The organism is Polynucleobacter sp. (assembly GCF_044342855.1).
GTDB lineage: Bacteria > Pseudomonadota > Gammaproteobacteria > Burkholderiales > Burkholderiaceae > Polynucleobacter.
Map to the genome: position 1 here is coordinate 36,304 of NZ_JBIIPA010000012.1, position 24,640 is coordinate 60,943.

Annotated in this window: 23 protein-coding genes; 16 read left to right on the forward strand and 7 right to left on the reverse strand. The window is 47.9% G+C overall.

Annotated features, from left to right (window positions below):
• The first annotated feature begins 14 nt into the window (after positions 1-14).
• The gene (locus ACIQZ3_RS05615; protein ID WP_397391142.1) at positions 15-1,139 is read left to right on the forward strand and encodes a 3-deoxy-7-phosphoheptulonate synthase; all 1,125 of its coding nucleotides are present in this window, start codon (positions 15-17) and stop codon (positions 1,137-1,139) included.
• Between the two features lie 51 nt (positions 1,140-1,190).
• Here the strand turns inward: ACIQZ3_RS05615 and ACIQZ3_RS05620 are convergent, their stop codons facing one another.
• Positions 1,191-1,760 (reverse strand): cob(I)yrinic acid a,c-diamide adenosyltransferase, encoded by a 570-nt coding sequence (locus tag ACIQZ3_RS05620; RefSeq protein WP_397391144.1) that lies wholly within the window; start codon positions 1,758-1,760, stop codon positions 1,191-1,193.
• A 42-nt stretch (positions 1,761-1,802) separates the two neighbouring features.
• Here ACIQZ3_RS05620 and ACIQZ3_RS05625 point away from each other — a divergent pair, with 42 nt between their 5' ends.
• From ACIQZ3_RS05625 to proC, 5 genes are read left to right on the forward strand one after another with little or no spacing between them, the layout of a single operon-like run.
• A complete protein-coding gene (locus ACIQZ3_RS05625; protein ID WP_397391146.1) occupies positions 1,803-3,293 on the forward strand; it encodes an FAD-linked oxidase C-terminal domain-containing protein in 1,491 nt (496 codons plus the stop codon).
• Positions 3,293-4,441, forward strand: a complete 1,149-nt coding sequence (gene glcE / locus ACIQZ3_RS05630; protein WP_397391148.1) for a glycolate oxidase subunit GlcE — start codon at positions 3,293-3,295, stop codon at positions 4,439-4,441. The genes ACIQZ3_RS05625 and glcE overlap by 1 nt, the downstream gene beginning before the upstream one ends.
• 8 nt (positions 4,442-4,449) lie before the next feature.
• Positions 4,450-5,727: a glycolate oxidase subunit GlcF gene (gene glcF / locus ACIQZ3_RS05635; RefSeq protein WP_397391150.1), complete on the forward strand. Its 1,278-nt coding sequence runs from the start codon at positions 4,450-4,452 to the stop codon at positions 5,725-5,727.
• Positions 5,727-6,452, forward strand: coding sequence for a YggS family pyridoxal phosphate-dependent enzyme (locus ACIQZ3_RS05640; RefSeq protein ID WP_397391152.1), 726 nt, complete (start codon positions 5,727-5,729; stop codon positions 6,450-6,452). Before glcF ends, ACIQZ3_RS05640 begins: the two co-directional genes overlap by 1 nt.
• Positions 6,449-7,309, forward strand: coding sequence for a pyrroline-5-carboxylate reductase (proC, locus tag ACIQZ3_RS05645; RefSeq protein WP_397391154.1), 861 nt, complete (start codon positions 6,449-6,451; stop codon positions 7,307-7,309). Before ACIQZ3_RS05640 ends, proC begins: the two co-directional genes overlap by 4 nt.
• Here the strand turns inward: proC and ubiA are convergent.
• The gene (gene ubiA / locus ACIQZ3_RS05650; RefSeq protein ID WP_397391156.1) at positions 7,306-8,163 is read right to left on the reverse strand and encodes a 4-hydroxybenzoate octaprenyltransferase; all 858 of its coding nucleotides are present in this window, start codon (positions 8,161-8,163) and stop codon (positions 7,306-7,308) included. The genes proC and ubiA overlap by 4 nt on opposite strands.
• A 48-nt stretch (positions 8,164-8,211) precedes the next feature.
• Positions 8,212-10,281 (reverse strand): ATP-dependent DNA helicase RecG, encoded by a 2,070-nt coding sequence (gene recG, locus ACIQZ3_RS05655; protein WP_397391158.1) that lies wholly within the window; start codon positions 10,279-10,281, stop codon positions 8,212-8,214.
• Positions 10,282-10,311: 30 nt separating this feature from the next.
• Between recG and queA the strand changes: the two genes are divergently transcribed.
• The 5 genes from queA to secF all read left to right on the forward strand — a co-directional run bounded on the left by queA (position 10,312) and on the right by secF (position 15,814).
• Entirely contained in the window at positions 10,312-11,352 is a 1,041-nt protein-coding gene (gene queA / locus ACIQZ3_RS05660) for a tRNA preQ1(34) S-adenosylmethionine ribosyltransferase-isomerase QueA (protein ID WP_397391160.1), read from the forward strand.
• Positions 11,345-12,502 (forward strand): tRNA guanosine(34) transglycosylase Tgt, encoded by a 1,158-nt coding sequence (gene tgt, locus ACIQZ3_RS05665; RefSeq protein ID WP_215386674.1) that lies wholly within the window; start codon positions 11,345-11,347, stop codon positions 12,500-12,502. The genes queA and tgt overlap by 8 nt, the downstream gene beginning before the upstream one ends.
• Positions 12,503-12,624: 122 nt before the next feature.
• Positions 12,625-12,951: a preprotein translocase subunit YajC gene (gene yajC, locus ACIQZ3_RS05670; protein ID WP_397391162.1), complete on the forward strand. Its 327-nt coding sequence runs from the start codon at positions 12,625-12,627 to the stop codon at positions 12,949-12,951.
• 25 nt (positions 12,952-12,976) lie between these two features.
• Positions 12,977-14,836 (forward strand): protein translocase subunit SecD, encoded by a 1,860-nt coding sequence (secD, locus tag ACIQZ3_RS05675; protein ID WP_397391164.1) that lies wholly within the window; start codon positions 12,977-12,979, stop codon positions 14,834-14,836.
• 3 nt (positions 14,837-14,839) lie between these two features.
• Positions 14,840-15,814, forward strand: coding sequence for a protein translocase subunit SecF (gene secF / locus ACIQZ3_RS05680; protein WP_397391166.1), 975 nt, complete (start codon positions 14,840-14,842; stop codon positions 15,812-15,814).
• Positions 15,815-15,828: 14 nt separating this feature from the next.
• Here the strand turns inward: secF and ACIQZ3_RS05685 are convergent, their stop codons facing one another.
• Positions 15,829-17,211, reverse strand: coding sequence for a 3-deoxy-D-manno-octulosonic acid transferase (locus ACIQZ3_RS05685; protein ID WP_397391168.1), 1,383 nt, complete (start codon positions 17,209-17,211; stop codon positions 15,829-15,831).
• Positions 17,208-18,587: an adenylosuccinate lyase gene (gene purB / locus ACIQZ3_RS05690; protein ID WP_397391170.1), complete on the reverse strand. Its 1,380-nt coding sequence runs from the start codon at positions 18,585-18,587 to the stop codon at positions 17,208-17,210. The genes ACIQZ3_RS05685 and purB overlap by 4 nt, the downstream gene beginning before the upstream one ends.
• Positions 18,588-18,681: 94 nt before the next feature.
• On the opposite strand from purB, the gene ACIQZ3_RS05695 reads away from it, so the two are divergent.
• A complete protein-coding gene (locus ACIQZ3_RS05695; RefSeq protein ID WP_397391172.1) occupies positions 18,682-19,296 on the forward strand; it encodes a glutathione S-transferase N-terminal domain-containing protein in 615 nt (204 codons plus the stop codon).
• A 4-nt stretch (positions 19,297-19,300) separates the two neighbouring features.
• Here the strand turns inward: ACIQZ3_RS05695 and mnmA are convergent, their stop codons facing one another.
• Positions 19,301-20,416 (reverse strand): tRNA 2-thiouridine(34) synthase MnmA, encoded by a 1,116-nt coding sequence (mnmA, locus tag ACIQZ3_RS05700; protein WP_397391184.1) that lies wholly within the window; start codon positions 20,414-20,416, stop codon positions 19,301-19,303.
• Between the two features lie 175 nt (positions 20,417-20,591).
• Between mnmA and ACIQZ3_RS05705 the strand changes: the two genes are divergently transcribed.
• From ACIQZ3_RS05705 to ACIQZ3_RS05720, 4 genes are all read left to right on the forward strand, one after another.
• Positions 20,592-21,722: a Re/Si-specific NAD(P)(+) transhydrogenase subunit alpha gene (locus ACIQZ3_RS05705; protein WP_397391174.1), complete on the forward strand. Its 1,131-nt coding sequence runs from the start codon at positions 20,592-20,594 to the stop codon at positions 21,720-21,722.
• A 24-nt stretch (positions 21,723-21,746) separates the two neighbouring features.
• Positions 21,747-22,085, forward strand: coding sequence for a proton-translocating transhydrogenase family protein (locus tag ACIQZ3_RS05710; protein WP_011903634.1), 339 nt, complete (start codon positions 21,747-21,749; stop codon positions 22,083-22,085).
• 32 nt (positions 22,086-22,117) lie between these two features.
• Positions 22,118-23,485, forward strand: coding sequence for an NAD(P)(+) transhydrogenase (Re/Si-specific) subunit beta (locus tag ACIQZ3_RS05715; RefSeq protein ID WP_397391176.1), 1,368 nt, complete (start codon positions 22,118-22,120; stop codon positions 23,483-23,485).
• Positions 23,486-23,576: 91 nt separating this feature from the next.
• Complete coding sequence (locus ACIQZ3_RS05720; protein ID WP_397391178.1) at positions 23,577-23,798, forward strand: hypothetical protein; 222 nt, start codon at positions 23,577-23,579, stop codon at positions 23,796-23,798.
• A gap of 9 nt (positions 23,799-23,807) precedes the next feature.
• Here the strand turns inward: ACIQZ3_RS05720 and ACIQZ3_RS05725 are convergent.
• Positions 23,808-24,640, reverse strand: an 833-nt coding sequence (locus tag ACIQZ3_RS05725; RefSeq protein ID WP_397391180.1) for an IS3 family transposase, incomplete at its 5' end; no start/stop codon positions are given.

A 24,640-nucleotide genomic window follows, 5' to 3' on the forward strand; every position in this document is an offset into this window, starting at 1 on the left:
CTTAAAATAGCCGTATGAGCCAACAAAATACTAATCCCGCAAACTGGTACTCCGCAGTCGATAAAACGTCAGACACGGATGACCAACGCATTCATAACATTACTGTTCTGCCACCACCAGAGCATTTAATTCGCTTCTTCCCAATCTCGGGAACGCCCACTGAAGCACTCATTAGCAAGACGCGTAAAAAGATTCGCGACATCATTCATGGAAAAGATGATCGTCTTCTCGTCATCATTGGGCCTTGCTCGATTCATGATCCCCGTGCAGCACTAGAGTATTGCCAACGACTGCTTGCTGAGCGTGATCGTTTTGCTGGTGAGCTTGAAATTGTCATGCGCGTCTATTTTGAAAAACCACGGACTACTGTTGGTTGGAAGGGTTTGATTAACGACCCGTACTTAGATGAAAGCTATCGCATTGAAGAAGGCTTGAGAATTGCTCGTCAAGTATTGATGGAAATTAATCGCCTTGGCATGCCTGCTGGCAGCGAATTCTTGGATGTTATTTCTCCGCAATATATTGCTGACCTGATTTCTTGGGGCGCTATTGGAGCACGCACAACCGAAAGCCAAGTTCACCGTGAACTTGCTTCAGGCCTGTCTGCGCCGATCGGATTTAAGAATGGTACTGACGGCAACATTAAGATTGCTACCGATGCAATTCAAGCGGCTAGCCGCCCACACCATTTCTTGTCAGTGCATAAAAATGGTCAAGTTTCTATTGTGGAAACGAAAGGCAATAAAGACTGTCACGTTATTTTGCGCGGTGGTAAAGAGCCTAACTATGAAGCACAGTATGTTCAAGCTGCCTGCTCTGAGCTAGAAGCAGCAAAGCTTCCAGCCAGCTTGATGGTTGACTTGTCACATGCAAACTCCAGCAAAAAACATGAGCGTCAAATTGTGGTGGCAGAAAATATTGCCGAGCAAATTGAATCTGGCTCAAATCAAATTTTTGGTTTGATGATCGAGAGTCACTTGAATAATGGCGCTCAGAAGTTCTCACCTGGAAAAGATGATCCGAGCAAATTGGAGTACGGTAAAAGTATTACTGATGCCTGCATTAACTGGGAAGACTCAGTTAATGTATTGCAACGCTTAGCTTTGGCTGTAAAGAACCGCAGAAAAGCAAAGAAATAATAAATTGTAAAATAAAGCGAGGCTGCTTTATTGAATTAAAAAGAGACTAATTTATTTAGTCTCTTTTTTTTCGTACCTCCAGAGAACGTCTTGACCACCAGCTGCACGATTCAATACGCGTGCCAATACAAACAAGAGATCGGACAAGCGATTGACGTATTGACGGAGTGAGTCGTACAGAGGCTCTTCCCAACCTAAACGCACGATCGAACGTTCGGCACGCCGGCAAACTGTTCGGCATACGTGAGCTTGAGCAGCAGCACGCGTTCCACCCGGAAGAATAAATTCAGTTAAAGGAGGCAAAGTGGCATTGTATTTTTCAAGCCAAATGTCTAACTGAGCCACATGCCCTGGTTTGAGCAGGGTGTAATTGGGAATACAAAGCTCGCCACCCAAATCAAATAAATCATGCTGCACTTGCAAAAATAAAGCCTTTAACTCTTCAGCCAAACTCTCCGGGATCGATTCGGTCATCAAAACACCGATTTCAGAGTTCAGCTCATCTACGTCTCCCATGGCGCAGATCCGCAAATGATCCTTTTCCACCCGGCTACCGTCGCCAAGCCCGGTCATGCCGGCATCACCAGTTCTGGTGGCTATTTTTGAAAGTCGATTTCCCATAAAACTAATTATAGGTAAATGGCTAAAATGATTCCTATGAATATGGCGACCCCACCCCCTGAGCTCGCGGCTATTACCGCCCTTCAATCTAAATTGGTATCGGCCCTGCGCCCCATCCTCCCGGAGCATGCTTTGCTGTGGGAGCCTGAGGACACGATTCCCTACGAATGTGACGGATTGGCGGCCTATCGACGCATGCCACTGGCAGTTGCTCTTCCAGAGACTGAGGAGCAGGTTGCTCAGATTCTGAAGATTTGCTTTGATATGCAAGTACCCATCGTCCCGCGCGGATCTGGCACAGGCCTATCTGGTGGTGCCATGCCTATTTCCCAGGGTTTAGTGCTCTCACTAGCCAAACTCAAAAAAATCGTCAGCGTTGATCCTTTCACCAGAACTGCGGTGGTGCAACCAGGCGTACGGAATTTAGCTATCTCCGAAGCAGTTGCCCATCTTGGCCTCTATTACGCGCCAGATCCATCATCACAGATTGCCTGCTCTATTGGCGGCAATGTGAATGAAAACTCTGGTGGTGTGCACTGCCTTAAATATGGACTCACGCTTCACAACGTATTAAAAGTTCGCGGCATTTTGATGAACGGCGAGATTGTGGAATTTGGCAGTCTTGCTCCAGACTCCCCAGGACTTGATTTATTGGCGATCGTGATGGGTAGCGAAGGCATGCTTGTGGTTGTTACCGAAGTTACGGTGAAGCTCATTGCTAAGCCAAAATTGGCTCGCGTCATCATGGCGAGCTTTGACGACATTGAAAAAGGTGCAGATGCAGTTGCTGCCATCATTGCTGCTGGCATTATTCCAGCAGGCTTAGAGATGATGGATAAAGCCACCACTCGTGCTGTAGAAGAATTTGTTCATGCAGGATATGACCTCGAAGCCGAGACCATTCTCCTGTGCGAGTCAGATGGCACGCCCGAAGAAGTTGCTGAAGAAATTGAGCGAATGACTAAAGTTCTCGAACAAGCAGGTGCTAGTGGTATTCAGATTTCTCAAAATGAAGCTGAACGCCTCAAGTTTTGGAGCGGGCGAAAGAACGCATTCCCCGCAGCAGGACGCTTGGCACCGGATTACTACTGCATGGATGGGACAATCCCACGCCGAAATATTGGCACTCTACTAAGACGCATTCAGGGGATGGAAAAGAAATATGGTCTCGCCTGTTTGAACGTATTCCATGCGGGCGATGGCAATATGCACCCACTCATTTTATTTAATGGTGCTGACCAAGAAGAGTGGCACCGTGCCGAAGAGTTTGGCACTGAAATTTTAGAAGCCTGTGTTGAGCTCAATGGCACGATTACTGGTGAACATGGTGTTGGCGTTGAAAAGATCAATTCCATGTGCGTTCAATTCGGTGAAGGTGAACGCGAATCTTTCTGGGGTGTTAAAGCTGCCTTTGACCCAGAAAAACTCCTTAATCCCGATAAAGCTATTCCGACTTTAAATCGCTGCGCTGAATATGGTCGCATGCGCATTAGTGGCGGCAACTTACCGCATCCCGACTTGGAGCGCTTCTAATGTCTCAGTCCAATAATATGAATATTGATTTATTTCGTGAGCAAATTTTGGCAGCAGCCAAAAACAAAACGCCCTTATCAATTGAAGGTGGTGGTACGAAGTCTTGGTATGGCAATGCCAATTCCTATGCCAAATTAGATACCCGCCCTTACTCTGGCATCCTGGAGTACCAGCCTGAAGAGTTGGTGATTACGGCTTGCGCTGGTACGCCATTAAAGGAAATTGAAGCAGCTCTAGCTGAGAAGAATCAAGTGTTGGCTTTTGAGCCACCCCATTTTGGTGATACCGCAACTTTTGGCGGCGCTATTGCCGCAGGCTTAGCAGGGCCTGGCCGAATTAGCGTTGGCAACTTACGTGACTTTGTTCTTGGTGCGCACATCCTGGATGGCAAAGGCCAAGATTTATCTTTTGGTGGCAAGGTTATGAAAAACGTAGCTGGATATGACGTTTCACGCTTGCTGCCTGGATCGATGGGTACATTGTCACTATTGCTAGAGGCCTCCGTAAAGGTGCTGCCACGACCAGCTGCCACAACATCTCTTCGCTGCAACATTACTCAAGTACGCGCACTGCAACTTTTGAATGAATGGGCGGGGCAACCACTGCCGCTATCAGCTAGTTGCTGGACTGGAAATCCCAAGGGCGGTGATGGTGAACTTACTATTCGCTTGGCCGGTGCAGCTGCCGCAGTTAAAGCCGCGATACCTTTGATGGGCGCAGCAGTCAATGCAACAGAATTGGATCCTCAAGTTGCTACAGAATTTTGGACTGCTTTGCGTGAACAGCAACTCCCGGTTTTCTCAAAACTCGGCAGTGATGAAACTTTGTATCGCCTGGCGCTTCCTGCTGCCTGCGGACCGCTTGCTCTTGAAAATACGAGTGGCGATATTGCTTTGGAATGGCATGGACAGCAGCGTTGGTTAACAGCGCCTGGTGATGATGCTACTTTTGCATCTATAAAAGCCTTAACCAATGCTAACGGTGGGCATGCAACACGCTTTAAGCAAGGAAGTGGTGTTGACCCAAGTAAGCAACGCTTTACCCTCCTGAGTGAGCAAGCACACTCAACTGCTTTAGAGGCAGTACAAGCACGCCTAAGAGCCGCCTTTGATCCAGCAGGCGTATTTGCTACTTCACGCCTTCCTTAATTCTTTATATGCAAACTCAACTCGCCCCCCAATTCGCCAATACCCCCGAAGGTATAGAGGCCGCCAGAATTCTTGGAAAATGCGTGCACTGTGGCTTCTGCACTGCTACTTGCCCTACCTATCAAATTCTGGGTGATGAACTCGATGGGCCACGTGGTCGCATCTACCTAATTAAACAGATTGCAGAAGGCCAAGTCCCGACTGAAAAAACACGCATGCATTTAGATCGCTGCCTGACTTGCCGCAATTGCGAAAGCACTTGCCCAAGCGGGGTGCAATACGGCAACTTAGTCGATATCGGACGCAAGTGGGCAGAAGAAAATACGCCTGAACGCCCCATTGGTCAGCGACTTACACGCTGGGCTCTCAAAGAAGGCTTAACCAGCCCCAAGTTATTTAATTCAGCAATGGCAATTGGTCGCTTGGTTCGCCCACTCATGCCAGCCGGTATCCAGCGCAAGATTCCGGAAGCAAAAAATAAAGCTCTATCAAGCAATATCGATCCTTACGCTAGATCACAAGCAAGTCACTCTCGGAAGATGCTCTTGCTCGAGGGTTGCGTACAGCCAGGCATGTTGCCAAACATCAACTCAGCAACCGCACGTGTTTTAGATGCACTCAAGATTGAATTGATTAGCGCACCTAATGCCACTTGCTGCGGCGCATTGCGCTACCACCTCAACGATCAAGCTGGCGGCCTAGATAACGCTAAACAGAATATCGATGCCTGGTGGCCTCAAGTTGAGCAAGGCGTCGAGGCAATTGTGATGACCGCCTCTGGTTGTGGCGTGATGGTGAAAGACTATGGGCATTTATTTGCGAATGATCAGAAATACGCTGCTAAAGCCAAGAAAATTTCTGATCTCACTAAAGATATTTCAGAAATCTTGCCAGCACTTCAAGAAGAACTCATCGCTCTAGTGGGATCAGAACCTAAGCCTGGCGTGGTGTATCACCCACCCTGCACACTGCAACATGGTCAACAAATTCGAGGCAAGGTTGAAGGTCTTTTGACTGGTATCGGGATTGGCGTTCGACTCTGTGCTGATAGCCATCTGTGCTGCGGCTCAGCGGGAACCTATTCAGTTACTCAACCAGAGCTATCAGAGCAATTGCGCAAAAATAAACTTACGCACCTAAATGCTGCTTGTAAAGAATCGAGTGCCAAGGTGATTGTTTCTGGAAATATTGGTTGCATTACCCATCTTCAACAAGATGACACTCCAGTGTTGCATTGGATTGAGATTGTTGATCAACTCATTCACCAAGCAGGCCGAAATAAATAATGAGTCAAGTTACCGCTAACCTAATGCTGGTAAAGCAGCGTCTTGAGTTGGCAGCGCTGGCAGCCAAGCGCGAACCCGAAGATATTCAGCTGCTTGCGGTAAGTAAAACCTTTCCCGCTATGGCAGTTGAGGAAGCGATGCATGCCGGGCAAACTGCTTTTGGCGAAAACTATGTTCAAGAAGGTGTTGAGAAAATCCAGCAACTCGCTAAATTACGCCCTTGGCTCGAGTGGCACTTCATTGGCCCGCTGCAAAGCAATAAGACGCGCGATGTAGCAGAACACTTTGACTGGGTTCACAGTATCGATAGACTCAAAATCGCCGAACGCCTATCTAGTCAGCGCGGAGAGTTTCCAGACTTGGGTGACTTGCAAGTGTGCGTTCAAATCAACGTAAGTGCAGAAGAATCCAAAAGCGGTCTCGCTCTTGATGAAGCAGAGGCACTATGCGATGCAGTCGCCAAACTGCCCAATCTTGTTCTTCGCGGACTCATGGCTATCCCTGCGCCCAGCGAAGATGCGGTACAACAGCGCCAAGCCTTTGCGTCAGTCAGGGAGTGCTTTACTGGTATTAAAGCAAAGCACAGCAATGATCTTGGGTATGATTTCTTTGACACCCTCTCCATGGGAATGTCGGATGATATGGAGGCTGCAATTGTAGAAGGCAGCACCATGGTACGTATAGGAAGCGCCATTTTTGGGAAGCGCGATAAGATAAAAGCATGAGCACACAACAAACAAATCAAAACGCCCACATCTCCTTTATTGGTGGCGGCAATATGGGTCGCGCATTAATTAGCGGATTACTCGCCAATGGTTTTGAAGCCAACCAACTCTCTGTGGTCGAGGCCAATGCCAGTACTGGCTTGCAATTACATCAAGATTTTGGCGTGCAGATCATTGGCGCCTTAGATCAAATCGCTTTTGATTTTTCCAAAAACAATGTCGTCGTCATGGCCATCAAGCCTCAGGATTTCAATGTAGTTGCTAAATCCTTGAGCGCCAAACTCAAGCATGCAACAGCACCAGGTCCATTGATCCTCAGCATTGCTGCTGGTATCCGCCTCAAGGACATGAGTCGCTGGCTTGACCACCAGCGTTGCGTTCGCGCTATGCCAAATACCCCCGCCCTCATTGGCAAAGGTATCACCGGTTTGTTTGCAGATGCTGGCGTCAATGCATCCGATCGCGCCCTAGCAGAAACCATTTGCAAAGTAGTTGGGCAGGCAGTCTGGGTCAACGAAGAAAAGCTCATGGATGCCGTTACCGCCGTTTCTGGAAGTGGTCCTGCCTATGTTTTTGCTTTCTTAGAAGCCATGCAATCGAGCGGCGAGAAGCTTGGGCTTGATGCGGCTACTGCTCGCAAACTAGCCTACGCTACCTTGGAAGGCGCCACACAGCTTGCCCATAACTCCGACGAGCATGCAGGAGTATTACGCGAGCGAGTCACCTCCAAGGGCGGTACTACTGCTGCCGCACTAGATATGCTCAAGCAACTCGATTGGCATGGTGCACTGGAAAAAGCAATTGATGCTGCAAGTCAACGTGGCAAAGCCATGGGTAATGAACTAGGCAAGAACTAAAAGCGAGCTAGGCCCAATAGGATTTCTAGAAATAGGAATCCACCCAACCAGTTATTGTGGCGAAATGCTTTAAAGCATTCTTCGCGCTTGCGAGTAGAAACCAATTTGAGGTGATATACGGCGCAAGCTAGAGCCAAGCACCAACCCAGCCAAAAGTAATTATTGAGATTTGCCAACTGGGCAACCCACACCTGGCTCAGAAATAGCACACCGTAACTCAGGGCAATTGCGAGCACATCAAGGCGGCCAAATGTAATCGCAGAGGTTCTCAGACCTAAACGTAAATCATCATCACGATCGACCATGGCATAAGCCGTATCGTAGGCAATAGCCCAGAAGATGTTGCCGACAAACAAAATCCATGCCTCTAGCGGAATAAAGTCCAATACCGCCGCATAGGCCATCGGAATCCCAAAGCCAAACGCAATGCCAAGGACTGCTTGTGGAATCACAAAGAAACGCTTGGTGAAGGGATAGAAAATCGCAACTGCCAACGCAAAGAAAGAAAGTTCCTTGGTGAGTGCATTCAAAGGTTGAATCAGTAGGAAGGCTATCAGAGCAAGAGTTCCAGCCACCATCAACGCCTCTTTTCCAGAAATCTTGCCGCTGGTAATGGGGCGATCTTTAGTTCTCAAGACATGGCGATCAAAATCTTGATCCGCATAATCATTGATAGCGCAGCCCGCGCTACGCATTAAAAAAGTTCCCAAGGTAAAAATAATTAGGAGATGCCATTCGGGAAAGCCGCCACTTGCTAGCCAAAGCGCCCACAAAGTCGGCCACAATAACAGTAGCGTACCGATCGGTTTATCCAAACGGATCAAGTGGGCATAAGCAACAATACGATCACGCATCAGATAATTGATCTTTTTTTATTGATAATCATACTCATGGCGTAATTATCAAGCTTTTAGAAACTCTGTACGGGAGCCAAGCCAACGCTCCAGATGTCTTTCCACTAAATCACCATGTTCAGCCAGCAAACGCTCTGCTGCAATTTGCGCCAACTCAATCAACCAGGCATCGCGCTGAAGATCGACAAACCTCAACATAGCATCGCCTGATTGCTTCGCCCCCAGTAACTCGCCGGGACCCCGCAGAGACAAGTCGCGCTCCGCAATTACAAATCCATCTGAAGTTTCTCGTAAAGTTTGTAAGCGCTCTTTGGCCGCCAAAGATAAGGGCTCTGCATACATCAAGATACAGACTGAATCTGCCGAACCGCGCCCTACGCGTCCACGTAACTGATGAATCTGTGCATAACCAAAACGTTCTGCATGCTCAATCACCATCAGCGCTGCATTGGGCACATCAACCCCGACCTCAATCACAGTTGTTGCAACTAATAGCTGGATTTCATTGGCTTTGAAAGCTGCCATCACCGCAGCCTTCTCTTCACTCTTTAAGCGGCCATGTACTAAACCCACTTTGAAATTAGGCAATGCTTGCGTGAGCTGCTCAAAACTTTCAACAGCCGTTTGTAATTGCAATACTTCAGACTCTTCAATCAAAGGGCAAACCCAATAGGCTTGCAATCCCTTGGCAAACCAATCATGAAGACCACTAATTACCTCATCTCTTCGTGCAGCCTTCACCACCTTAGTGGCAATAGGTTTTCGCCCTGGTGGCAATTCATCAATGACAGAAACGTCTAGGTCAGCATAGTAGGTCATCGCCAAGGTACGCGGAATAGGGGTGGCTGACATCATCAATTGGTGGCAATAAAACAATTCCGAACCAACCCGCTGCTGAATTTCTAAACGCTGTCTGACTCCAAAACGATGTTGCTCATCAATCACTGCTAAACCTAATTTGGCAAAACTCACCTTATCCTGAATAAGGGCATGTGTACCAATAATGAGTTGAGCTTCACCACTCTCAATCATTTCTTGTGCCAGTCTTTTTTCTTTAGCCTTCAAGCTGCCGGAGAGCCACGCAATCTTCACACCTAGGGGCTCAAACCACTCCTGCATTTTGAGATAGTGCTGCTCGGCCAGGATTTCTGTGGGGGCCATGATGGCAGCTTGATAGCCATGATCCATTGCACGCGCAGCAGCCAATGCCGCAATCACTGTTTTCCCGCTACCCACATCACCTTGCAATAAGCGATTCATTGGGAAGTTATTGGATAGATCAAGCCCAATCTCAGACCAAACACGAGCTTGCGCACCAGTTAGTTCGAACGGCAGGACTTTCAGTAAGCCGTCTTCAATTCTGGTGGTTTTTTTGGCTGTCTTCTCAAAGCTGGGAGCACGTCGTTCTCTCCGAATAGCATGGGCTCGCCTTAAAGAAATCTGCTGTGCGAGCAATTCTTCAAACTGCACACGGCGCCAGGCAGGATGAGTGCGCTCTAGAAGAGATTGGGTATTAGCATCAGCAGGTGGCCGGTGCAAATAGGTGATTGCATCTTGCAGCGGTGGCCAATCATTGGTTGGCAAAATTTCCGCCATGAGTTTGGTCGGCAAAAATTCTACCAAACTTTCTTGCAGACTAGCGTCCTGCAGAGCCTTTAACACTGCCTTACGAATAATGGTTTGTGAGAGACCGGCGCTGGCTGGATACACCGGCGTTAAGCTAGCTGACAATGGTGCCTCTGGCACAACAGCGCGGACAGTAGGATGCACCATCTCAGGACCCTGATAGCCATCCCGGACCTCTCCTCGCACCCGCACATGGGCACCAACGGCCATTTGCTTTTGCTGGCTCGGGTAGAAATTGAGGAATCGGAGTTGCAGCGAAGCAGTGTCATCCTCAATCGTGACTAAGAGCTGCCTTCTAGGCCGAAACATGACCTGATTGCGAATCACGACCCCCTGGGTCTGGATGGAATGAAATCTTCCAAGACCCAATACTTCCTCAATAGTAAACAGCTCAGTCTCATCCTCGTAACGAGAGGGCAAGTGCAAAGCGAGTGCCATAGGGCTGTTTAAACCCATCTTTTCGAGTGTAGTTGGCGGTCGCTTAGTCGTCATCGTTAAAATCCAATACCTGATGGTAATGCTATGCAACTTTCCGACTTCAATTACGACCTCCCGCCCGAACTAATTGCCCAGCATCCCCTGGCCAATAGAACGGATAGTCGCCTCTTAGAGCTGAATATAGAGGGGGGTAATGTCGCCCAATTGATCGATCGGCAGTTCCCCGATATTCTTAACCTTATTCAGCCTGGGGATTTACTTGTCTTTAATGACACTAAAGTCATTCCTGCTCGTCTACATGGCAAAAAAGAGACTGGGGGCAATGTTGAGCTCCTGATCGAACGTATTAGCGGCGATAAGCAAGCTTGGGTACAAATTAGAGCCTCCAAGGTTCCCAAGACTGGCAGCATTGTTCATGTACATAACAAAGCAGGTGAAACCTTCCCCGTGGAAATGATTGGCTATGACGGCCGATTCTATGAAGTGCGCTTCCCAGAAAATGTATTTGATTTACTTGAGCGCTTTGGCGAATTGCCACTACCGCCGTACATTGAGCACCAGCCAGATCAAGAAGATGCCAATCGGTATCAAACCGTCGTTGCCAAGAACCCTGGTGCTGTCGCAGCCCCTACGGCAGGATTGCACTTTGATGAAGCTATTCTCAAGAAGCTAAATGAACTCGGAGTTCAGCAGGCTACCGTTACCCTTCATGTCGGCGCAGGCACTTTTACGCCAGTTCGGGAAGAAGACCTCAGCAAACACAAAATGCATTACGAATGGTTTTCGGTTCCCGCAGAAACTATTGAAGCAATTGAAACTACTCACAAAGCAGGTGGCAGAGTCATTGCTGTCGGGACAACCAGCCTGCGCGCCCTAGAGAGTCAAGCTCAAAGTCAACAAGTCAGCGGCGAAACCAATTTATTTATTACACCTGGCTACACATTCAAAACCGTAGATTGCTTACTCACAAACTTTCATCTGCCAAAATCAACCTTATTAATGTTGGTGAGCGCCTTTGCCGGCGTGGACAATATCCGCAATGCCTATCAACATGCCATTCAAAATGAATATCGCTTTTTTAGCTACGGCGATGCGATGTTCTTAACTAGACAAACTCATGACTAAACCCGTTCACTTCAATATCTTGGCGCGTGACTCTGCGAGCCCTGCACGCCTTGGCCAACTTGACCTTCCTCACGGCAGTGTTCAAACACCTATCTTTATGCCAGTGGGAACTTATGGCACTGTGAAGGCAATGACCCCGCGGGATTTAAATGAGGCCAAAGCCCAAATTATTTTGGGTAATACGTTTCATCTGTGGCTACGACCTGGTTTGGATGTCATTAAGAAGCATGGTGGCTTGCACCGTTTTATGGGCTGGGATAAGCCCATTCTTACTGACTCAGGCGGCTTTCAAGTCTTTAGCCTAGGAGCTCTAAGAAAGATTTCCGAAGAAGGCGTGACCTTTGCATCCCCGATCAATGGCGATAAATTATTTATGTCACCAGAAGTATCAATGGAAATTCAAGCGGTACTCAATAGCGACATTGCTATGCAGTTTGATGAGTGCACGCCTTACGAAGTCAAAGGACAGGCAACTTCAGAAAAAACTGCACGCGCTTCACTAGAAATGTCGCTGCGCTGGGGTGATCGCTCCTTAAAACGCTTTCGTGAGCTCGAGACAGGTAACGGCCTTTTTGGCATTGTACAAGGCGGCATGTTTGAAAATTTGCGAGAATTCTCCTTGGACGCCGTCAGTCAACAGGGCTTTGATGGCATTGCCATCGGCGGCCTTTCTGTTGGAGAACCCAAACCCGAGTTTGAGCGTATTCTGAATTTCACAGCCCCCAAGCTGCCAGAGCACATGCCCCACTACTTGATGGGGGTTGGGACACCTGAAGATCTGATGCTAGGCGTCAGCCTGGGTATTGATATGTTTGACTGCGTGATGCCGACTCGCAACGCCCGCAATGGCTGGCTCTTTACCCGCTTTGGCGACCTTAAGCTGCGTAATTCAGGTTACAAGGACGATGATCGCCCTGTTGACCCTACCTGTGCCTGCTACACCTGCAAAAACTTCACTAGATCCTACTTAAATCACCTCCAAAAGGCGAATGAAATCCTTGGATCGCAGCTCAATACTATCCACAATCTTTCCTACTATCTCCAGTTAATGGAGGAGGTCCGAGACTCCCTGGCTAAAGACCGTTTTAGCGCCTATCGCGAGGAATTTCATCGGAATCGTCAACGCGGCGTAGAGCCCGGGCAGGATTAATAGCCCCAGGGCAGTAAATCAGCCCTCAAAGCCCCATACAGTTTAGAATTGCGGGTTTACGGCTTAGCTTTAAAAGCCTAAAACTGAAGCAGTTTCCAATTGGTAATTAATGGAGGTTTTGTATGTGGATTAGTAACGCTTTTGCCCAGGCTCCAGCCGCGGGTGTAGATTCTGGCGGCTTGATGAGCTTCCTTCCCCTTATTTTGATGTTTGCAGTTCTGTACTTCATCATGATTCGCCCACAAATGAAGCGTCAAAAAGAAACTAAAGCAATGCTGAGTTCTTTGGCGGTTGGCGATGAAGTGGTGACTGTTGGCGGCATCATCGGCAAAGTAACTGCATTGAAAGATCAGGTTGTTACGGTTGAAATTTCTGCTGGCACTGAAGTGCAGATGCAAAAAGGCGCCATCACAACAGTATTGCCAAAAGGCTCACTGAAGTCCGCTTAATACGTTTGTTTAAAAGTATCTCAATATGAATCGCTACCCTTTCTGGAAATACATAGTCATCCTATTTGCTTTATTAATCGGAGGGCTATATTCATTACCCAATTTCTACGGAGAGGCTCCAGCGGTTCAAGTCTCGTCCGCCAAGCCAACCATCAAGGTTGATTTGGCGACACAGTCTCGAGTCGAAAAGATCCTGACTGATGACAGCATTAGCAATACCGGCATCTTCTTTGAATCCGCAGGCAATGTTGGTTCAATCAAAATTCGTTTTAACAATACTGACATTCAATTGCGTGCCCGCGACTTGCTGCAACAGAAGTTGAATATCGATCAAAACGAACCTAATTTCACTGTTGCATTAAATCTGCTCTCCAATACTCCGAGCTGGTTGAATGCACTTAACGCTTTACCAATGCCACTTGGTCTTGACTTACGTGGCGGCGTTTACTTCTTACTGCAAGTGGATATGAAGGGTGCAGTTCAAAAGAAGGTGACTTCTTTAGCAGCCGATATTCGCAGCCAGTTGCGCGACAAATCGATTCGCCAGCAAGGTATCGAGCGCGGCCCAGACTCCATCACTTTGACTTTCGGAAGTACTGAAGATGCTGAAAAGGCGCGCGCTGTATTAATGACTAGCCAGCCTGAACTCATTTGGCAAATTAAGCCAACTGGCCTGTCTCCTAAGTTGGCTGGTGAATTCAAGCCTACTGCCTTGAAAGAAATTCAAGACAATGCAGTAAAACAAAATATTGTGACGCTGAATAAGCGCGTAAATGAATTGGCTGTTAAAGAGCCAGTGATTCAGCAACAGGGTGCGGAACGTATTGTTGTTCAGTTACCAGGCGTGCAAGATACAGCTCGAGCAAAAGACATTATCGGTCGCACTGCAACTCTTGAATCCAGACTAGCCGACCCAATTGTTTCTACGATTGCCATTGGTGAGACCCCACCTCCAGGCATGGATGTTTTCCGCTTTGGCGAAACTCGCCAAGGTGTATTCAAAAAATCAGTCATCTTCAGTGGTGATCGCATTACCGATGCGAGCGCTGGCTTCGATCAAAACCAACGCCCCGCTGTCAATATCTCTTTAGATGCTGCTGGTGGCCGCGTGATGCAAGAAGTTACCCGTGAAAACATTGGCAAACCGATGGGCATGATCTTGTTTGAAAAAGGCAAAGGTGAGGTTCTCACGATTGCTACCATTCAAGGCGAGTTTGGCTCCAAGTTTCAGATCACTGGTCAGCCAACTACCGAGAGTGCAAATGACTTAGCCCTCTTGTTACGCGCAGGCTCACTTGCAGCCCCAATGGAAATCATTGAAGAGCGCACAATTGGACCAAGCCTTGGCGCAGAAAATATTGAGAAAGGCTTTAAATCCCTCATTATTGGTTTTGTAGCAATCTCCGTCTTCATGGTTACCTACTACCTCTTATTTGGAACCTTCTCAGTGGTAGCTCTAGCAGTGAACTTGCTACTCTTGATTTCTGTATTGTCGATGTTGCAAGCCACCTTAACTCTGCCAGGTATCGCTGCGATGGCCTTGGCACTGGGTATGGCAATTGACTCCAACGTCTTGATTAACGAACGTATTCGTGAGGAGCTGCGCAATGGCGCCGCTCCGCAAATGGCGATCGCCGTTGGCTTTGATAAAGCTTGGGCAACCATCTTGGATTCAAACGTCACCACCTTAATTGCCGGTTTGGCATTGCTAGCGTTTGGCTCAGGTCCAATCAAAGGCTTTGCGGTAGTGCATTGCCTTGGTATTTTGACTTCAATGTTTTCAGCAGTCTTTTTCTCACGTGGCCTGGTTAACCTCTGGTACGGCAGAGGTAAAAAAGTTCAGAAACTCGCTATCGGCCAAGTTTGGCGTCCACAGGAGAAATAAGCCATGGAATTTTTCCGGATCAAAAAAGATATTCCCTTTATGCGCCATGCATTGGCGCTCAATGCAGTTTCTCTAATCACCTTCTTAGCTGCTGTTTTCTTCCTTTGGCATAACGGACTTCATCTGTCGATTGAGTTCACAGGCGGTACGGTGATGGAGGTTGCCTATCCCCAAACTGCCCCCTTAGACTCCATTAGAACGAATGTAGAAAAGTTGGGTTACTCCGATACCCAAATTCAGAACTTTGGCAGCTCACGTGATGTGATGATTCGCCTGCCACTACAAAAAGATGCTGAAGGAAAAATGATTTCCTCTGCAGATCAAAGTGCAGCAGTGATGAAGGCGCTGGAACCAGCAACTTCCGGCGTCAAACTACAACGTGTCGAGTTCGTTGGCCCACAGGTTGGGCGTGAGCTGGCAATCGATGGATTAATGGCGCTGCTATTCGTAATCATCGGTATCGTGGTTTACCTTTCCTTCCGCTTTGAGTGGAAATTTGCTGTCGCCGGCATCATTGCGAACTTGCATGACATTGTGATCATTCTTGGCTTCTTCGCCTTCTTCCAGTGGGAGTTCTCACTCTCCGTATTAGCGGCCGTGCTGGCGGTATTAGGCTACTCAGTAAACGAGTCCGTGGTGATCTTTGACCGTATTCGCGAGAACTTCCGCAAATACCGCAAGATGAATACCCGCGAGATTATTGACAATGCAATTACCAGCACAATTAGCCGTACCGTGATTACTCACGGTAGTACTGAGATGATGGTTTTGGCTATGTTGATTTTTGGTGGCCCTACCCTCTTCTACTTTGCCCTGGCACTTACCATCGGTATCTTGTTCGGCATCTACTCTTCAGTGTTCGTAGCAGCAGCTCTAGCGATGTGGCTTGGAGTGACTCGTGAGGATTTAGTTAAAGGCGAACGTAAGCCTGAAGATACAACCCGCAATGATGACCCAAACTTTGGGGCGCAGGTTTAAGTTTTAACTGATTACTAGTTTAGTGTGAAATTCTGATGCTCAAGGGCGGCTAATATTTTCTTAGTCGCACCTTGATGCTCAATCGAGTAGGCCATTGCAGCACTCGACATCTTTGCCAGCTCGGCAGCATTCAATAGCAATTCTTTTAAAGTTTCCATAAGGGCAATTGGCTCGCTCAATACCAGTTCTCCCTTGATACGCTTTGCAGCACCCATCTCTATTGCATCTAATGCAGCCTGCTGGAAGTTATAAGTATGTTCACCGAGCAATACGGGGCAGCCAGCAGCACAAGCTTCAATCAGATTCTGACCGCCAAAGGGAAGTAGGCTACCACCCATCACTACTAAATCAGCGGCGCTGTAATACATGGGCATCTCACCCATCGAGTCACCAAGAATTACATCTATCTCCACCTCACTCTTAGGCGTCTCCATCCATTCTGTGCGGCGTCGAAACTTCAAGCCAGCATCATGGATTTGGTTGGCCACTTCTGAGAAACGCTCAGGGTGACGGGGGACCAAGCAGAGCAATGGGGCAATAGCAAAAGCGCTACTCAGGAGTAAATCCTTCCACGCCTTCAGAATGATTGCCTCTTCACCATCGCGAGTGCTGGCAGCGCAGACCATTAAGCGTTGTTCAGTATGCAACTCTTGCTTCCAAGATTTGCCTTGTTGAACAAGGCCTGGATCAAGCGGCACATCAAACTTGAGGTTGCCAACGATCTCCACTTTTTTGACATCGAGACTGCGATAGCGGTCAGCATCGAATTGCGTTTGAGCCAAGATGCCTGAAAAAGCCTGAAATAAAGATCTACCGGCTTTACCAAATTGATTCACTCGACGAGCACTTCGTTCAGATAGGCGTGCATTCACGAGAAATAAGGGTAGACCTATTTCTGCGCAATAGAACACTACGGTTGGCCAAGCTTCAGTCTCCATAAACAAACCGAATTTGGGTTTGAATGCACGAATGAAATTGGCTACAGACCAACAAAGGTCATAAGGCAAATAGACTTGGCGTAGCTGACCTGCAGCAATCGCTTGTGCAAATAAAACAGCGCCAGTGCGACGGCCATTGAGTGTCATATGGGTCAGCAGAACTGTTTCACCACGCTTCAGATAAGCCTCTACTAGGGGCTGAGCAGCTCTAGTCTCACCAACAGATACTGCATGAATCCACACCGAACCTTGGGTGATAGATTTGCCATAAGCAAAGCCTAGACGCTCAGAAAAATGACTTAAATATTCAGATGAGTGGCGTGTACGCCAAGCTAGACGAATAAATGCGAATGGCAAGAGTAGATGCCAAAGCAATTGATAAACAGCAAACCAGAACTTGGGTCGGGCACCGTATTGCGAATCCTGCGGTGCGCGCCCAAGGTTTGGAGTCAAACTCACTTTTTTAGACGCTCGGTCAATTCGACCGCCTTACCTAAATAAGAAGATGGAGTCATCTCAAGCAATAAGGCTTTTGCATCGTCGGGGATCTTCAATCCACGAATAAAGGCTTGTAAATCAGCCTGGTTGATACCTTTGCCACGAGTTAACTCTTTAAGCTGCTCATACGGGTTCTCGATGCCATAACGGCGCATGACGGTTTGTACTGGCTCTGCCAATACTTCCCAGCACTCATCCAAGTCAGCAGCGATCGCTGCATGGTTCACCTCTAACTTACCCAAACCACGCAAGGCGCTGTCATAAGCTAAAACGCTGTGGCCAAAAGCTGGGCCGAGGTTACGCAAAACAGTTGAATCAGTAAGGTCACGCTGCCAGCGAGAAATCGGCAGCTTCTCAGCTAAGTGACGTAACAAGGCATTGGCTACGCCCAAGTTACCTTCAGAATTTTCAAAGTCGATTGGGTTCACTTTATGCGGCATGGTTGAAGAACCAATCTCACCAGCTTTCGTACGCTGCTTAAAGTAACCAATCGAAATATAGGCCCAGAAATCACGGTCCATATCTAACAAGATTGTGTTGGCACGAGCAATCGCATCGAACAACTCGGCCATACCATCGTGCGGCTCAATCTGAATCGTATAGGGATTGAATGTAAGGCTCAAGCGCTTCTCAACTACATTTTTAGAAAAGTTTTCCCAATCAAAATTCGGGTAAGCAGATAAATGGGCGTTGTAGTTACCAACTGCACCATTCATTTTTCCTAAGAGTGGGACTGCAGCAATCGTTGCAATCGCACGCTCTAAACGTTTAGCAATGTTTGCCAACTCTTTGCCCAATGTACTTGGGGAGGCCGGCTGACCATGAGTGCGTGATAACAAAGGCACCTTAGCATTCTCAATCGCCAAATCCGTTAATACAGAAAGTACTTTTCTGAGTTGCGGTAACAACACTTCGTCACGCGCCCCACGCAACATCAAGCCATGCGAGGTATTGTTGATATCTTCAGAGGTACAGGCGAAGTGAATAAATTCACTGGCCTTCAATAGGTCTGGGCGACCGGCTACTTTTTCTTTTAAGAAATATTCGACCGCTTTGACATCATGGTTAGTAACTGCCTCGATGTCCTTAATACGTTGAGCATCCGCATCTGAGAAGTTTTCTGGCAGGGACAATAAAAACGCTTCATCGGCCGCACTAATTTTTGGAACATCTGGCAAACCTGCAGAGGCCAAAGCTAAGAGCCAATGGATCTCCACAAACACCCGCTGACGCATAAATGCAGCCTCGGATAACCAAGGGCGCAAGGCATCTAGTTTTCCGGCATAACGGCCATCTAAAGGGGAAAGTGCATTGAGGGTAGAAATCGGCTGACTCACGAATATTGCCTTTACATTGAATGTGTCAATAAACCCTGATTTTAATCGTTCTTGAGGGCGACCCAATTTGGCTGGGATGACTATACTGAGCCATATGAAACTTATCGGATCCCTCACTAGCCCCTACGTACGCAAGGTACGCGTTGTTTTCTTGGAAAAAAAGGTTGATGTAGACCTAGAACTCGAAAATGTCTGGGCCGCAGACACCAAAATTGCCCATAACAATCCTTTAGGCAAGATTCCTTGCTTGATTTTGGAGGATGGCGAGGCTATTTATGACTCTCGGGTGATTGCTGATTATGCAGACACCCTCAGTCCTGTCAGCAAGCTGATTCCAACAGGTAGTCGCGAACGCGCTACGGTTAAAACCTGGGAAGCCCTAGCTGATGGTGTGGAAGATGCAGGTATTTTGGCCCGCTTAGAAGTAACCTTACGCCCTCCAGAGCAACAAAGCCCAGACTGGCTTACGCGCCAAATGGGCAAAATTGACTTCGCTTTAGCCCAAATGTCCCGTGAATTAGGCGAAAACGCCTGGTGCCATGGCAACCAACTGACTTTAGCTGATATTGCCGTGGGTTGTGCGCTGGGTTACATGCTGTTCCGCTTCCCCAATGTTGCTTGGCAAGCGCAATACCCCAACCTGGATGCCTTGTATCAAAAGTTAATGCAAAGGCCTTCCTTTGCCCAAACAGCGCCTCCAGCAGCCTAAATCCTTAGGCGGAAATAATTCCGCCGCCTAAGCAAATGTCACCGTCGTACAAAACCGCAGACTGGCCGGGGGTGACTGCCCACTGAGCTTCCGGAAAGACCAATTCAAAACTGAGAGGTCCTTCAGCTCCTGCAGCAAGTGAGCATGCAGAGTCTGCTTGGCGATAACGGGTTTTTGCTGAATACTGCCCTGGCGTAGGAGCTTCGCCCGCAACCCAACTGGCATCAATTGCTGATAGCTGATTAGCTAGTAACCATGGGTGCTCGTGACCTTGAGCAACATATAAAGTGTTATTAACGACATCCTTACGCGCAACATACCAAGCATCGCCATTGCCATCTTGACTACCGCCTAGGCCAATGCCTTTACGCTGCCCCAGGGTAAAGAAGGCAAGCCCCATATGCTCTCCAACCGTTTTACCTTCAGGGGTTTTGATGGGGCCTGGAGTACGCGGCAGGTAGCGGTTCAAGAATTCTCGGAAAGGGCGCTCACCAATAAAGCAAATGCCGGTGGAATCTTTTTTGCGTGCATTGTGTAAACCAATTTGCTCAGCAATTTTTCGTACTTCCGTTTTCGGAATCTCTCCCAGGGGGAAAAGAGCATTCGCCAATTGGCCTTGGGTTAAGCGGTGCAAGAAGTAACTTTGATCTTTACTAGCGTCCAATGCCTTCAACAGCTGCACTCGGCCACCCTCATGTCGAACCCGGGCATAGTGACCTGTTGCGATAGCATCCGCACCCAAACTCATGGCGTGATCTAAAAACGCCTTGAACTTAATTTCTGCATTACAGAGCACGTCGGGGTTAGGGGTTCGCCCTGCAGCGTATTCACGTAAAAACTCGGCAAATACGCGCTCTCGATACTCAGCAGCAAAATTAACAGCCTCGACATCAATACCAATCAAGTCCGCCACAGACACCACATCCAACCAATCCTGACGTGCTGAGCAGTATTCATCACTATCATCGTCTTCCCAGTTTTTCATGAAAAGACCAATTACTTCATAGCCTTGCTGCTTGAGCATCCAGGCTGCAACAGACGAATCCACCCCTCCAGACATGCCAACGACGACTTTGGATGGTTTTGAGGCTGGAATTGCGGAAGAATTGAGCGGGATCATCAAAAAATGCGAGAATTCAATATAAGCTGAAAACCCCATTGTAGAAGTCTTCCTTCAAACTTACCAAGATTTGAAGGAATGCCAAACAGAAGGTGATCAGGGTAAATAAATAGGCAGTTTTTAACCTATTTAACTAAAATAGATTTTTCGAAAAATTTGCATTTGGAGATATGCCATGCGCATAGGCGTACCGCTGGAAATCAGACCCGGGGAAACTCGCGTTGCCGCCACACCAGAAACCGTTAAGAAACTGATTGGCCAAGGCCACACAGTCGTTGTTCAAAAGGATGCGGGTGTTAAAGCCAGCCAGCCAGATTCTGCGTATGAAGCAGTTGGCGCAACCATTGGAAGCGCAGCTGATGCCTTTGGGGCGGAGATCGTTCTCAAAGTGCGCGCACCTGAAGCTACAGAGCTCAAGCAAATTCAATCTGGCAGCGTGCTCATTGGCATGCTTGATCCATTTGATAACGACAACATTGCTGCTATGGCTGCACAAGGTGTGACAGCATTCTCATTAGAGGCTGCCCCTCGCACTACTCGCGCACAAAGCATGGACGTCTTATCTTCGCAAGCTAACATCGCCGGCTACAAAGCAGTGATGGTTGGTGCAAATGAATACCAACGCTTTATGCCAATGCTCATGACTGCAGCTGGAACTGTTAAAGCAGCGCGTGTACTGATCTTGGGTGCTGGTGTTGCCGGCTTGCAGGCAATTGCAACTGCCAAACGTTTAGGTGCGGTCATCGAAGCATCTGATGTACGCCCTGCCGCCAAAGAACAAATTGAATCTCTCGGCGCCAAGTTTGTTGACGTGCCTTTTGAAACAGATGAGGAGCGTGAAATTGCACAAGGTGTTAGTGGCTATGCCCGTCCAATGCCAGAAGCTTGGATGAAGCGTCAAGCAGCCTTGGTTGCAGAGCGCGCTCAACAAGCCGACATCGTGATTACTACCGCCTTGATTCCAGGTCGCAAGCCACCAGTCTTATTGCACAGCGATACCGTTGCCAATATGAAACCAGGCTCTATCGTGATCGACTTAGCGGCTGGTCGTGGCGATAACGGTTCAGGTAACTGTCCTTTGACGGAAGCTGACAAGATTGTTGAAAAGAATGGTGTAAAGATCATTGGTTATACCAACCTCGCGAGCATGGTGGCTGCAGATGCCTCTGCCTTGTACGCACGCAACTTGCTCGACTTCATGAAGCTTATTGTTGATGCAGAAGCGAAGTTAGTTATCCCAGCTGATGATGACATCGTAACTGCCTGCCTCATGTGTCGTGATGGCCAAGCCGTCCGTAAAAACTAATAAAGATTTTTCAAAGGAAATATCATGGATCTCGCTGCGTTTCAAAGCATCCTTACAGTCCAAAACATCACCGTGTTTGTATTGGCTATTTTTGTTGGCTACCACGTAGTTTGGAACGTGACACCCGCACTTCACACTCCACTCATGGCGGTTACTAACGCTATTTCTGGAATCATTATTGTTGGCGCCCTACTTCAAACTGAAGTGATTGGTGGCGATGAGATCACCCTCACCAGCATCATTGGTGCAGTGGCAGTCTTCTTAGCATCAATCAATATTTTTGGTGGCTTTATGGTCACCCGTCGCATGCTTGAAATGTTCAAGAAAAAAGCCCCTAAGGCTGATGCGGCTGGAACTAAATAAAACTAGAACAAGATCTTATAGAGACAACAATAATGCTAAACATAACCGCAATTTCTTATCTCATCTCATCGGCGCTCTTTATCCTCGCCTTGCGTGGATTGTCATCACCAACAACCTCACGTCAAGGCAATACCTTTGGCATGATCGGCATGTTGCTTGCCGTGATCACCACCTTCCTGATTCCTGGCTTTAAGCCAGTCTTCTCATTGATCATTGGCGCAATTGTTGGCGGCGCAATCATTGGAACGCTCGCAGCTAAGCGCGTGCAGATGACCAAGATGCCAGAGCTCGTGGCACTCATGCACTCCTTTGTTGGTTTGTCAGCCGTATTGATTGCGATTGCAGCGGTATATAACCCAGCGCATGACCACACTGGCGCGCAAAAGATTGAACTGTTTATCGGTGCATTTATTGGTGCAATTACCTTTACTGCCTCTGTTATTGCTTTCGGTAAATTGTCCGGCAAGGTTAGCGGTAAGCCGGCGACATTTGCTGGTCAACATTTACTCAACCTCGTTCTGGCTATTGGCATGGTTTCTGGTGGCGTCATGTACTTCATGACAGGAAGCCACGAAGCATTCTTAGTAATGTGTGCGATCGCATTGGTATTGGGTGTGACTTTGATCATCCCAATCGGTGGCGCAGATATGCCAGTTGTTGTATCCATGCTTAACAGCTACTCTGGTTGGGCGGCTGCAGGTATTGGTTTCACATTAAACAATCCGGTATTGATTATTGCTGGCGCTTGCGTAGGTTCTTCTGGCGCGATCCTGTCTTACATTATGTGTAAGGCGATGAACCGCTCCATCTTGGCAGTATTGCTTGGCGGCTTCGGCGCTGAAGCTTCTGCCGGTGGTGCTGATGATGGTGGTCCAAAGAACTACAAAACAGGCTCTCCAGAAGATGCGGCTTTCCTCATGGAGAATGCGGACACTGTTGTGATTGTTCCTGGCTACGGCTTGGCAGTTGCCCGCGCTCAACATGCTCTGAAAGAATTGGCAGAGAAGCTGACTCATCATGGCGTAACCGTGAAGTACGCGATTCACCCGGTTGCCGGTCGTATGCCTGGCCATATGAACGTGCTCTTGGCTGAAGCAGAAGTTCCATACGACCAAGTATTTGAAATGGAAGATATCAATAGCGACTTCGGACAAGCTGATGTGGTGTTGGTACTCGGTGCAAACGACGTGGTGAACCCTGCCGCTCGTACACCAGGCAGCCCAATCTTCGGCATGCCGATTTTGGAAGCCTTCAAAGCCAAGACGATTATTGTGAATAAACGCTCCATGGCCGCAGGTTATGCTGGTCTTGATAATGAGCTCTTCTACATGGATAAAACCATGATGGTCTTCGGTGATGCGAAGAAGGTAGTTGAAGACATGGTGAAATCGGTTTCTTAAAGATCGATCCAACCAGTTTTAAATAAATTACCGCCTTCTGAACTGACCCACAAAAGTTGGACGCCAAGCCCAACCAAGGGGGTTCAGTTTTATGAGCAAATACAGTCCGCAGTTCAAGCTAAAAGTAGTTAAAGACTATTTAAAGTCAGGCGGCCAAAGGTGGCTTGCTCATTTGTATGAGATCAATACCTCTGACATTCGTAAATGGACTCTAAGCTATCAATCGAACGGACTCTCTAGTCTAAAAAAGAGGGTTTATCAGCACCACACTCCCGAGTTCAAGAAGTCCGTTATTCAATACGTTAAAGTGTAGTATCCCCCGTCAAGCCGACATTCCTAAAGTGTTGTTTTCTGCCTGCGCTCGATAGTCTCTAGGCGATATTCTGCCAAGCGATCTGTGTGGTCGTTCTTCGTTGTAAATCGTAATCCAGCTTTCTGTAATTTCACGCACCTCCGTAAGGTTTTCAAATAAATACGCATTGAGTACTTCATGACGGTAGGTTTTATTAAAGCGTTCTATAAACGCATTTTGTTGCGGTTTGCCCGGTTGGATAAATTTGATCTCAACACCTTTAGATTCACACCAACCCATAAAGATGGCAGACCGTAGTTCACTTCCGTTATCCAGACGTATCGCTTGAGGTAAACCATGGATCTCTTCTAACTGCTCTAAGGTTCGCACTACTCTGGCTGCTGGCAGGCTAATATCGATTTCAATAGCCAAGATTTCGCGGTTGGATTCATCAATGACATTCAGGGTCCTAAAAGGTCTGCCGTAATGCAAGGTGTCGTACATAAAGTCCAAGGCCCACATCGAGTTGGCTTCGGTCGGGGCAATGAGCGGAACTCTCGGCATCTTGGGGATGCGCTTCTTAGTTCTTCTGGGTAAGTTCAAGCCCATCTCCTTGTAAATACGCCATACCCGCTTGTGATTCCATGCATAGCCCTGATTTCGCATCCAATCAAAACACAATCTAAAACCCCAGCGGCCATGTTTGGCGACCACCTGATTAAGCACTTCAATGACAGGCGCATCAGCCTTAGCCCTACTTGCTGGGCGCTCGTAATACGATGACCTGGCCAGCCCCAGATGAGCGCAAGCCCTTGTAATGGGTACCGCTTCTTCGTCAACCAGGTAATCGACTACATCTCTTT